The organism is bacterium, assembly GCA_024226335.1.
In the GTDB taxonomy this organism is placed as follows: Bacteria; Myxococcota_A; UBA9160; order SZUA-336; family SZUA-336; genus JAAELY01.
This window is the reverse complement of the sequence record JAAELY010000293.1, coordinates 1-11,546: the sequence shown is the minus strand read 5'-3', so window position 1 is coordinate 11,546 and position 11,546 is coordinate 1. Positions and strand designations below refer to the sequence as shown.

11 protein-coding genes are annotated in these 11,546 nt (G+C 61.4%); 5 read left to right on the top strand and 6 right to left on the bottom strand.

The features are described 5' to 3' along the window. Positions 1-409: 409 nt before the first annotated feature. Complete coding sequence (locus tag GY725_15325; GenBank protein ID MCP4005560.1) at positions 410-1,093, bottom strand: FKBP-type peptidyl-prolyl cis-trans isomerase; 684 nt, start codon at positions 1,091-1,093, stop codon at positions 410-412. A gap of 353 nt (positions 1,094-1,446) precedes the next feature. On the opposite strand from GY725_15325, the gene GY725_15320 reads away from it, so the two are divergent. Together GY725_15320 and leuA are read left to right on the top strand one after the other, a co-directional pair. After that, positions 1,447-1,725: a hypothetical protein gene (locus GY725_15320; GenBank protein MCP4005559.1), complete on the top strand. Its 279-nt coding sequence runs from the start codon at positions 1,447-1,449 to the stop codon at positions 1,723-1,725. Between the two features lie 246 nt (positions 1,726-1,971). After that, positions 1,972-3,654 (top strand): 2-isopropylmalate synthase, encoded by a 1,683-nt coding sequence (gene leuA / locus GY725_15315; protein ID MCP4005558.1) that lies wholly within the window; start codon positions 1,972-1,974, stop codon positions 3,652-3,654. Between the two features lie 148 nt (positions 3,655-3,802). Here leuA and GY725_15310 read toward each other — a convergent pair whose 3' ends face one another. Together GY725_15310 and rfbC are read right to left on the bottom strand one after the other, a co-directional pair. After that, entirely contained in the window at positions 3,803-4,999 is a 1,197-nt protein-coding gene (locus tag GY725_15310; protein ID MCP4005557.1) for a thiolase family protein, read from the bottom strand. A 125-nt stretch (positions 5,000-5,124) separates the two neighbouring features. Continuing rightward, positions 5,125-5,655, bottom strand: a complete 531-nt coding sequence (gene rfbC, locus GY725_15305; GenBank protein MCP4005556.1) for a dTDP-4-dehydrorhamnose 3,5-epimerase — start codon at positions 5,653-5,655, stop codon at positions 5,125-5,127. Between the two features lie 96 nt (positions 5,656-5,751). Here rfbC and rfbF point away from each other — a divergent pair, with 96 nt between their 5' ends. From rfbF to GY725_15290, 3 genes are read left to right on the top strand one after another with little or no spacing between them, the layout of a single operon-like run. Next, complete coding sequence (gene rfbF, locus GY725_15300) at positions 5,752-6,543, top strand: glucose-1-phosphate cytidylyltransferase (protein MCP4005555.1); 792 nt, start codon at positions 5,752-5,754, stop codon at positions 6,541-6,543. 1 nt (position 6,544) lies between these two features. After that, positions 6,545-7,525, top strand: coding sequence for an NAD-dependent epimerase/dehydratase family protein (locus GY725_15295; protein ID MCP4005554.1), 981 nt, complete (start codon positions 6,545-6,547; stop codon positions 7,523-7,525). A 13-nt stretch (positions 7,526-7,538) separates the two neighbouring features. Then, positions 7,539-8,759 (top strand): class I SAM-dependent methyltransferase, encoded by a 1,221-nt coding sequence (locus tag GY725_15290; protein MCP4005553.1) that lies wholly within the window; start codon positions 7,539-7,541, stop codon positions 8,757-8,759. A gap of 3 nt (positions 8,760-8,762) precedes the next feature. Here the strand turns inward: GY725_15290 and GY725_15285 are convergent, their stop codons facing one another. The 3 genes from GY725_15285 to GY725_15275 are packed head-to-tail and all read right to left on the bottom strand — an operon-like array spanning position 8,763 to position 11,344. Then, positions 8,763-9,665 carry a glycosyltransferase family 2 protein gene (locus tag GY725_15285; GenBank protein ID MCP4005552.1) on the bottom strand — a complete coding sequence of 301 codons (903 nt, stop codon included), beginning with the start codon at positions 9,663-9,665 and terminating at the stop codon, positions 8,763-8,765. Next, on the bottom strand, positions 9,662-10,576 hold the full coding sequence (locus GY725_15280) for an NAD(P)-dependent oxidoreductase (protein ID MCP4005551.1): 915 nt from the start codon (positions 10,574-10,576) through the stop codon (positions 9,662-9,664). The genes GY725_15285 and GY725_15280 overlap by 4 nt, the downstream gene beginning before the upstream one ends. Before the next feature lie 3 nt (positions 10,577-10,579). Further along, the gene (locus GY725_15275) at positions 10,580-11,344 is read right to left on the bottom strand and encodes a hydroxylase (protein MCP4005550.1); all 765 of its coding nucleotides are present in this window, start codon (positions 11,342-11,344) and stop codon (positions 10,580-10,582) included. Between the last annotated feature and the right edge of the window lie 202 nt (positions 11,345-11,546).

Below are 11,546 nucleotides of genomic sequence, written 5' to 3'. Positions count from 1 at the left end.
CACCGCTGCGCGTGGTCGTCCTCTCTGCCCCATCGTCTGCCCTCCATTCTACTCTGGGAAGACCGACTCCTGAACACTTCAATTAATTCGAGATGGGACTTCTGAAACAGGACACTAGCCCTGATCCGTCATACCGCGTCGCGAGAAAACGCGTAAGAGTGCGTGATCCGTGGTCGCACGCAGGCCGTGCTCACCGGAGCTTGGGTTTCACCCAAGTGAGGATGAGCGCGGTCGAGTACGGCCGCGAAGCGCGTGCTCTGGCGCGAACCGAAGGCGGTTTTCGCCGAGGCGGTATGACGGATCAGGGCTAGAGGCCTCTGGTTTCTCCCTTGTCCAGCTCGTGCTAGTTGGGCCAGGTGCATTGCGCCTCTTCTTCCGCGTCTGAAGCAAACCTTCAGACGAGAGTGAACTAAGAACGAGGAGGCAGAATTTCCAGTAGCTCCACCTCGAAGGTCAGCACGGCTCCAGGCCGGATCTTTCCGGGCTTGCCCTTTGTTCCGTACGCGATTTCCGGAGGACAGACGAGTCGGCTCTTGCCTCCGACCTTCATCTTCTGCAAGCCCTCGGTCCAGCACGCGATCACTCCATCGAGCCCGAACGTGCCAGGCCGTCCGCGTTGAACCGAGCTGTCGAAGACCGTGCCGTCGACCAGAGTGCCGTGGTAGTGCACTTTGACCCGATCGGTGCGGCTGGGCAGGCTTCCTGACCCCTCGACCAGTTCCTTGTACAGAAGTTTCGACGGCAGCTTCTCGACGCCTTTCTCGGCGGCGATCTTCGCCAGGAACTCCGCGCTCAACGTCTTTTCTCGCAAGGCGGTTCGCTCCATGCGCGCGCGGCGGAAGCCCTCGACCCGATGTCCCCACATTCGCAGGGAAACCTGCGGGTTCTCGTGCAATCCGTCGGCAAGTCCGTTCTTTACGAGTTCGATCTCGTTCTCGTCCAGTTCGAACTCGCCGAGCCGTTCGGCGATCGACAGACCGATCGCGTAGACGATCCGTTCTTCGCTGCTCTTGAACTCTCGTTTGGCGTCATCGGCTGCTGCGGGGAATGCAAAGCCGAGCGCCAGCATCGTCATCAGTAGGCAACGCGACATGGTGTTCTCCTCGGAATCAGGACGCGCTACGCACGAGCCTGTCCCTACGAATCGTCAGCGGGCCCTCTGCTGTTGAGGTCCGCGAACCAGGGACGGAAAGAAGCTCGGATGTGATTCTGGTGCGGAGAAAACATCATAAAGACCAGACACTTGTGATGAGATTGCATCTCGGCGCCCGCGCGACGGTTCGTTGCAGGTCGTCGGTATGGCCTCAAATCAGACCTCGATTCTCGCTTCGGGCGTCCTCGCCGCAATCGCTCCGGTAGGCGGCAACGGCTCAAAGTCACGTCACGCTCGCGTCCGTCCTATATTCGGGTTCGGGGAAGAGCCCGAAACGAGGTCCTGAGTTGAGCTTGGCCGATTCTGAAACACCATTTGACGCCGTCTGGGCGCGCATTGCCGCGAATGCCGGTGAGTTCTTTCAGACCGATGCCGGGCGCTGGTTTACCTACCGGCTCGACGGCAACGAACTCCGGCCTAGCCAGACGGACCTGTCCATCCCGCGCTCCGACTTCGAGCTCGCCTTCCCCATGCTGCCGGTGCCGCCGCCCAAGCTGAATCGTTTCGTGAAGGGTCCGCGCTATGTCTGGGCGATTCTCCACGACAAGCGAGTCTCAAAGGGGCAGTGGTGAGCTCTGGCGCGCTCCAGGGTTGACTCCCTCCAGGGCTCCGCGTAGGCTTCTGAGCGTGACCGTGCGAACAGAGACAAGACTCATCGAGCGCTGCGAGTTCAAGAGCCCGCTGACCCATGCGGGATTCTGGCTCGCTCTTACAGGCCCGGTGTCCTAGCGGGCTCCGGGTACCTCCCTGTTTCATCGCTCTGAGACTTTTCTCCAGTAGAGGATTCGTACGCCATGGCTTCTTCCAAGTTCGTTCCCATGCCCGTTCACAAGTACCGCGCCTTTCCGCCGGTTGATCTGCCCGATCGCACCTGGCCGGATCGCGCCATCGACCGTGCCCCGATCTGGTGCAGTGTCGACCTTCGCGATGGCAACCAGGCTCTGATCGAGCCGATGGGCGCCGAGCGCAAACGGCGCATGTTCGAAACGCTCGTGGACATGGGCTTCAAGGAGATCGAAGTCGGTTTTCCCAGTGCTTCCGAAACCGACTTCGCCTTCGTGCGACAGCTGATCGAAGAGGATCTGATCCCCGATGACGTGAGTATTCAAGTGCTCACACAGGCGCGCGAGGAGCTGATCAGTCGCACGTTTGAAGCGATTCGCGGCGCGCGCAAGGCGATCGTCCACCTGTACAACTCGACGTCCGAGTTGCAGCGACGCGTGGTCTTCGGGCTCGACCGGGAGGGCGTTACCGAGATCGCTACGAAAGGCACGCAGCAGATTCTGGAATTGACCCGGGCCATGCCCGAGACCGAAATCGTATTCCAGTACTCACCCGAGAGCTTCACGGGTACGGAACTAGACTACGCGGTCGAGGTCTGTGAGGCGGTCATGGATATCTGGCGGCCTACGCCGGACAAGCCGATGATCCTGAATCTGCCTGCGACGGTCGAGATGTCGACGGTCAACGGATACGCCGATCAGATCGAATGGTTCTGTCGGCACGTGACCCGTCGCGATAGCTTCATCCTCAGCCTGCATCCGCATAACGACCGCGGTACGGCCGTAGCTGCAGCGGAGTTGGCGTTGATGGCCGGTGCGCAGCGCATCGAGGGGACGCTCTTTGGAAACGGAGAGCGAACGGGCAATGTCGATGTCGTGACCCTGGCGTTGAACCTGTTCAGTCAGGGCGTGGATCCCGAGTTGCAGATCCACGATATCAACGAACTGGTGCGCGTATCCGAGTACTGCAGTCGCCTGCCCGTGCACCCCAGACACCCCTACGCCGGCGATCTGGTTTTTACGGCTTTCTCCGGCTCTCACCAGGACGCGATCAAGAAGGGGCTCGCCGCACTCCAAAGCCGCGACGACGCGCCCTGGGACGTGCCCTACCTGCCGGTCGATCCGGCCGATCTGGGTCGTACCTACGAAGCCGTGATTCGCATCAATAGCCAGTCAGGCAAGTCGGGCATCGCCTTCGTACTCGAGCGGGACTACGGTCTGCAGCTGCCACGACGCCTGCAGATCGAGTTCAGTCAGTTGGTCCAGCAGATCACCGATGCCACCGAACGCGAGTTGCCTGCAGAAGAGATCTGGAAGGCGTTCGAGTCAGAATACCTGTCCGGTGACGGTGTCTTCGGTTTCGTCGAGCAGCGAAGCGTTCAGGGTGGGCATAGCGCCGATCGTGTGGAGATGGCTGCGACCATTACCTGCAACGGGGTCGAGCACGCATTTCAGGCTTCCGGAAAGGGTCCTATCGATGCGCTGGTGAGTGCGTTGCACAACGTCTTCGGCATCGAGCTGCGCGTCAGCGACTTTCGTGAGCACGCACTCGGCCAGGGGGCGGCGGCGCAGGCGGTCGCCTACGTGGAGATCGTGACGTCCGAGGGCAAGGCGATTTTCGGAGTGGGTCGCCATCCGAGCATCGTGACGGCCTCGCTCGACGCAGTGATCAGCGCCTTGAATCGCGCCGTGCGCATGGGACTCGTCGTCGTGGTATAGAACGGATCCGGCGCGGGGCAACCATGGCCCCGCACCGGTCTCCGCTAGCAGGCTGCGGAAGAACCCTGGACCGAGACACGCGGATGAAAGACGCCGCGTGACGACGGGAATGGTTTTTCCGCTGCCTGCTAGAGGTCCGGCGGGGCTTCTAGGCCGCCTCGAACAGACTGGCGAAGCCCTGACCGCCACCGACGCACATGGTGACGATTCCGTAGCGCTTGCCCTGGCGCTTCAGCTCGCGTAGCAGGGTGCCGGTCATTCGCGAGCCGGTCATGCCGAACGGATGGCCGATCGAGATCGAGCCGCCGTTTGGATTGAGCTTCTCGTTCGGAATATCGAGCACGCGCTGGCACTGCAGCAACTGCGAAGCGAAGGCCTCGTTCAGTTCGACGATATCGATATCGTCCATCGTCAGGCCGTGCTGCTTGAGCAGCTTGGGTACCGCGTAGATCGGGCCGATGCCCATTTCATCGGGCTTGCAGCCGGCGACTGCGGAGCCGCGGTAGAAGCCCAGCGGCGTCAGGCTGAGCTGCTTCGCGCGCTCGGCGGACATGACCAGAGTGGCCGATGCACCGTCGGAGAGCTGCGAGGCATTTCCAGCAGTAACGGTGCCGCCGTCTTCCGCGGGCTTGAAGACCGGCTTCAAGCTGGAGAGGCCATCGAGCGTGGTGTTCGGGCGATTGCACTCATCGGCATTGACGGTGAACTCTTCTTCGTAGGGATCCTCGCCCTTCTTCTGCACGCGACGCGTAACGGTCATGGGCACGATCTCTTCAGCGATGGAGCCGTTTTCGACCGCGGCTGCGTAGCGCTGCTGGCTCTGCAGTGAGTAGGCGTCCTGGTCTTCACGCGACACCTTGTAGCGATCTGCAACGACTTCGGCCGTGATGCCCATCGGGAAGTACAGGCCGGGGAAGCGGTTTTTTGCCTGCTCGTTGACCATGCGATTGGTGTTCTGCGTCCCGTCCTGCATCATCGTAATGGTCTCGACACCGGCTCCGATCACAGCGTCCACGCCTTCGTGGATCACCTGGTGCGCAGCCATCATCACGGCCTGGGAGCCGGAAGAGCAGAAACGGTTGATCGTGGTACCCGCAACTTCTACGGGCAGACCGGCGGCCATCGCTGCAATGCGTGACATATTCATGCCCTGGCAGCCTTCCGGCATGCCGCAACCAGTGATCACGTCGTAGACTTCAGAAGGATCCAGATTGGATTGGCGATCTACGACCGCCTTGAGTGTATGAGCGAGATAGTCGACGGGTTCGGTCATGTTGAACGAACCGCGATGAGCTTTTGCAAGGCCGGTGCGGACACTGTCGACGATGACGGCTTCACGAGCCATGGGCAGACCTCCGGTTACGGGTTGGGGGAAAATCGCGCGCAATCATACCCATGGGGCGGCGCAGAAGCAAAAAGGATCCGGACGGACGAAGCCCGGTCGCTCGCGACCTGCGGCCCCGACAGTTCCTATCCGTCGAGAGAGTCGAGCTGCTGATCGCGTTCGCTCACGTCGGCCGGGGGCAGCGGCCAGTCGATTCCGAACGCTGGAGACGCGTAGTGATAGCCTCGCGTGGCTTCAGGAGCGTAGGGTACGGAGATGTCGTACAGGACCTCGGTGCGGTCTTCCAAGGTCTGGAACCCGTGCGCAAATCCCTTCGGAACGTACAGCGCGCGGTGGTTCTCGGCCGAGAGCTCGGCGCCGTACCAGCGGCCGCGGTCCGCTGAGTCGGAGCGCAAATCCACGATCACGTCGAAGATCCGGCCTCGCGTGCAGCGCACCACGCGGACTTCTGCGTGGGGGGCCTCCTGGAAGTGCATCCCGCGCAGGGTGCCTCGTCGCTGATTGAAGGAGACGCTCGACTGGGCCACGTTCGGCTCGAGTCCCAGCCTGCGGAATTCGTCCCGGCAGTAGGTTCGGGCGAAGAAACCGCGCTCGTCCCGGTGCTCTTCGATTTCGATCACGTAGGCACCGATCAGTGGCGTTTTCTCGAAGCGCATCGCGCTCCCCTCTCCTGGTATCCTCCGAAGCCTTGACGGGCGTGCGGAGGAGGGGATGATACCTCCTCGGAACTTCTGGAACAGGACACCGCTGGCATGAAGGTCATCCTCCTCGCCGGGGGTCTCGGAACACGCCTCTCTGAGGAAACCGAGACCCGACCCAAGCCCATGGTCGAAATCGGCGGACAGCCGATTCTCTGGCACATCATGAAGCACTACGCGGGATTCGGGCACAACGAGTTCTGCGTGGCGCTGGGCTATCGCGGCAAGATGATCAAGGAGTACTTCCTGAACTACTCCCTGCTCGCCACGCCCGAGGTGACGGTCGAGCTGCGAACCGGTGACGTTTCTGCAAGTGGGCACCACCCCGAAGACTGGAAGGTGCACCTGGCGGACACGGGCCAGAATACGATGACCGGCGGGCGCCTGAAGCGCCTCTCCCATCACGTGTCGGATGGAACCTTCATGCTGACCTACGGGGATGGTGTGTCCAATGTCGATCTCGACAAGCTCGTGGCCTTCCACAAGTCGCATGGCAAGCTCGCGACGGTCACCGCGGTGCGCCCGCCCGCGCGCTTCGGGGATCTGCTCATGAAGGAAGACACGGTCCTGGAATTCGTGGAGAAACCGATGGCGGCCGAGGGTTGGATCAACGGAGGTTTCTTCGTATTCGAACCCGGCGTGCTCGATTTCCTGGAAGGCGATTCGACCGTACTCGAACGCGAGCCGCTCGCGCGCCTGGCCCAGGGCGGGCAGTTGCGCGCGTATCGGCACCCGGGATTCTGGCAGTGCATGGACACCGCGCGCGATCTGCGCGTGCTCGAGCAACTCTGGACCAGCGGCGATGCACCCTGGGCCGAGCGCTTCGATGAAACACAGGGCTCGTGATATGAGTGTCACCCACTGGAACGGACGACGGGTCCTGGTCACCGGTGCTACGGGCATCGTCGGCTCCTGGCTATGCCGCGAACTACTCGAGCAGGGTGCGCAGGTCGTCGTACTGATTCGCGATGCCGATCCGCAGTCGGAGCTGTATCGCAGCGGAGATATCCAGCGCACCACGGTGATCGCGGGTGAGTTGGAAAACTACGCAACCGTCGAGCGGGCGCTCAATGAGCACGAAGTAGATTCGGTATTTCACCTGGGGGCGCAGACGATCGTCGGAACGGCGCTACGCTCACCTCTGCAGACATTCAAGAGCAATATCGAAGGTAGCTGGAACGTGCTGGAAGCGTGTCGGCGTCTGGAAGGTCTGGTTCGCAGCGTCATCGTCGCATCGAGTGACAAGGCCTACGGTGAACAACCCGAGCTTCCCTACCACGAAGACATGCCTCTGCTCGCCAACCACCCCTACGACGTATCGAAGAGTTGCACCGATATGCTGGCACGCAGCTATTCCGTTACGTACGGGCTGCCGGTGGCGATTGCGCGCTGCGGAAATATCTACGGCGGCGGTGATCTCAACTGGAGCCGCATCGTACCCGGTACGATCCGCTCGCTGAACAACGGAGAGCGTCCGATCGTGCGCAGCGATGGCAGCTTTGTGCGCGACTATCTCTACGTGCGTGACGCCGTTTCCGCCTATCTGGCGATGGCCGAAGCGATCGATCGCGACGACGTGCGCGGTGAAGCGTTCAATTTCAGTACCGAATCCTGGGTCACGGTTCTCGAGATCGTGAATTCGCTGTGCAAGCTGATGGGCAGCGACCTGCAGGCTGACGTGCGAAACGAGGTGCGTGCCGAGATTCCGAGTCAGTCGCTTTCCGCTGCAAAGGCCCAGCGGGTGCTGGGTTGGAGCGCCAAATGGAATCTGGAGAAGGGTCTGACCGAAACGATCGATTGGTATCGCGACTACCTGGGGCGGAGCTGAACTCTTGGAGTCGATCACCTGCTGTCGTTCGTGCGGCGCGCAGCGCCTGGATGCAGTTCTGTTTCTCGGTGATCAACCGCTGGCGAATTCCCTGCCCGACGCGGCGGGATCGCAGCGGAAGGAACCGCGCTATCCGCTGACGCTCGCGCTCTGTGGAGAGTGTTCCCTCGCGCAGATCCTCGAAACGATTCCCCCCGAGGAACTCTTCTCGGACTACCTCTATTTCTCGAGCTTCTCCGATACGATGCTGGCGCACGCGCGAGAGAGCGCCGAAGAGCTGATTGCGAGTCAGAATCTGGGCACCGGAAATCTCGTCGTGGAGATCGCGAGCAACGACGGTTATCAGTTGAAGTTCTTCAAGAACGCGGGCGTTCCGGTTCTCGGAGTCGAACCCGCTGCGAATATCGCTGCGGTGGCCGAAGAGAAGGGAATTCCGACACGCGTGGAGTTCTTCGGGACCGAGTGCGCCACGCGCCTGGCATCCGAGGGCCGTGTTGCCGACGTACTACTCGCGTTCAACGTGATGGCGCACGTGCCGGACCTGAATGGATTCGTGAACGGTATCCAGACCCTGCTCGGTCCCGATGGCGTGGCCGTGATCGAAGTTCCCGACGTGTTTCATCTCTTGCAGGGTCGCGAGTTCGACACGATCTATCACGAACACCTGTGCTATTTCTCGGTCTCGGCGCTGAGGCCATTGTTTGCACGCCACGATCTGCAGATCTTTCGCGTCGACGAGCTTCCGATCCACGGCGGATCTCTGCGAGTCTACGTAGCGCACAAGGGTGCGAGAAAAGTCGAACCCAGTGTCGATCGGCTAGATGAGCGGGACCGCGAGCACGGCCTGCTCGACGGTTCGGCCTACCGGGAGCTCACGCGCCGTGTCGAGAAGCTGCGGGAGGAAGTCATCGGTCTGGTGGACTCGCTGCGAGCCGATGGCAAGCGCGTGGCAGCTTACGGGGCGGCCGCAAAGGGTTCGACGCTGCTGAACTATTTCGGCCTGGGAGCGGATCGAGTCGATTTCGTCGTGGATCGCAGTCCGCACAAGCAGGATCGCTTCATGCCAGGCGTGGGTATTCCGATCCACAAGCCGAGTCGCCTGCGCGAGTCGCAGCCCGACTACTGTCTGCTCCTGACCTGGAACTTCGCCGATGAGATCCTCGAGCAGCAGGACGAGTATCGTCGGGCCGGGGGAAAGTTCATCATCCCGCTTCCCGAACTCCGGGTGGTCTGAGCTTCACAGCCCTCGCAGGGTTCGTTGCAGGTCGATCAACGCGTGGTTCGCGTGAACGTACGCCGAACGGAAACTGGAATTCTTCCACACGTGCCGACGCGGCTTTTCGGCCTTGCGACACCAGACTTCGAGTTGTCGCATGAAGATGCGTTTTTCCGTCGCGGGCAGGTTCAGGGCTTCGGCCCAGGCGCGCGCTTCGGGATCGAAACGCCGGCCCGGTTTGGCGTTGATCGGGTCGTCGGGATTCACGCTCAAGCTCTTGGGATGCAGGCGGAAACGCAATAACTCCTCTTTGATGGGGAGGCAGCGGCCGAAGGTCGCCAGTTCCAGGCACAGGGCGACGTCGGAGTTGAAACCCATGGGATGGAAGAACAAGCGCGTCTTGCGCAGGACCTCGGTGCGCATCAGTCCGTAGATCAGATACCACTGGCGCGCTCGCAGCATCGCGATCATCCGACCCAGAGCGCTGGGTTCGCCTCCCGGTGTGTCATCGATCGTGTCGACATGGCGCAATTCGCGACGCGGATCTCCGAACAATCGCGTCAATCCGTAGGCGAGTACGGCATCGGGGTTTTCCTCGAGGGCTTGCGTGAGCCGCGACAAGAAGTTCGGGTGGCGTAGGTCGTCACAGGCCGTCCAGGCGAAGATCGGCGCCTGGGCTTCGGGAACGAGGCAGTTGTAGTTGTCCCAGGCGATGCATGTCTCGCGTCGGGTCAGCACGCGAATCCGCGAATCCCGTTGAGCGTATTCCGACAGGATCTTCGGCGTGTCATCCGTCGATGCGTTGTCCGAAATGATCAACTCGAAATCTCTGAAGTCCTGCTCCAGCCAGCTGTCGAGTGCCTCGCGCAGGTAATCCGCACCGTTGTACACGGGCAGGCCAATGCTGACGGCAGGCGTACTCAAACCCTCTTCCTCCACCATTCCACGGATTCCGCCAGTCCGTCCTCGAGCGCCCGCGACGGGCGCCAACCACTGGCGAAGAGTTTGTCGGTATGGGCGACGATCTCCTCTGGATCGCCTTCGGGCGCGGGAATCGCGCCGAGATCGACATCTTCCATACTGCGCCCGCAAGCGCGCGCGATCAACTTCACGATCGAAGCGATGGCCACGGACTCTCCGGTTCCGATGTTCACCGGTCCCTGTAGATCGCTGACCGCGACCGCGCGAAGTGCTGCCGCGCAGTCGTCGACGTGTATGAAATCGCGTCGCTGCCGGCCGTGAGAACAGCGCGCACGTTCGCCTCTGAGCAATGCCAGAGCGGTCTGGGGAATCAATCGCGTCTCGGCTTCACCGGGACCGTAGGGAAAGAACAGACGGGCCCAGGCCGTGGATACGCCAGACTCTCGACCACAGGCTTCCAGTAGCAAATGAGTTGCGTGCTTGGCCGAACCGTACAGGCTAGTGGGTTCACACGGTGTGACGTTTTCCTGCAAGAGCCCGTGCTGCCAATCGTACTCCGCACAGGTGCCCACGCCTACTAGACGTGGACAGCCGGCGTCGCTCAACGTCTGCATCAGCGCGATACTCATCGTCACGCAATCCAGGTTCTCGGGTGCGCTCCAGAAGCGCCCGTGAACGGCGTACCAGGCGACGTGAAAACACAGCTCGGGCCGAATCTCCGCGAGTGCGCCTGCGTAAGAATCCGGGCGGGCCAGATCTGCCTCGATCACACGCACCCGATCGCGATAGTCGTCGATGCGCGACAGTGAAGTTCCCGGCCGGACGATCGCACACACTTCATGTCCGTCGCTCAGGAGCTGCCGGCCCAGGTGGGAGCCAATGAAACCCGCGATGCCGGTGACGAGCACGGCCATCGATCAGCGAATCCGGCGCAAGTAGCCTTCGGGCCAGTAGGTGATACGCCGCGTGACGTTGCCTTCATTGAAGGCGAATGGCGGTTCGGAGACTTCGAAACTCGAGTTTCCCGCGGTGAATTCCTTGATGGCCTGAACTGGATTGTTCCAGGACCAGTCGTCCTCACTGCGCGGTGCGCCCGCGGCCCATTCCATGCAGCCGTCCTGCACCACTACATAGGAACCAACCGAGGCCATCGGAGCATAGGCTTCCAACTCCGCGAGCACGTGGTCCTTTGTGTGCTTGGAATCCAGGATGACGAGCACTTTTTCGTCCGGGCCGAGTTCGCGTTTCACTCGCTCTACGATCGAGGCATCAATCGACGAACCCTCTATCAGAGTGATTGCATCGAAGAGTTCGTGTTCTTCGATGGCCTTGCGATTGTGAGGACGGATCTCGATGTCGATTCCGATCACACGCCCCTTGCCGATTGCGCGAAAGAGCGACGCGTAGAAGATGGCCGAGCCACCGTGCGCGACGCCAGTTTCTACGATCACATCGGGTTTCACCGTGTAGATGACTTCCTGAATGCGCAGGAGGTCTTCGGGCATCTGGATGATCGGACGCCCCATCCAGGTGAAGCTATAGACGTACTTGTTGTCCCAGCCGCAGCGCAGCCAGGCATCCGAAACGGCCGCGAACGCTTCGGGTGAATCCATCGGAAAGGTCTGCACCCCGGATGCGGTTTCGACTTCGACGATCGCCTTTTCTGTGTCGATACGGATCATGTGGATCGGAGTATGCGACAGGCCCCGGAGAGCGTCTAGGGAATCTCTGCACAGGGAGGAATCGAGCGAGAAGCGGGAGTCGCCGCCTGAGCAAGCAGCGTGATCCGATCGCAGATCCGTAGATCTGCAGAGGGTCGCGCGACGCAGCGCAGGCGGATTCATCGCGCTTCGCAGCCGCAGCCTCCCTGTCCAGAGGTTCCCT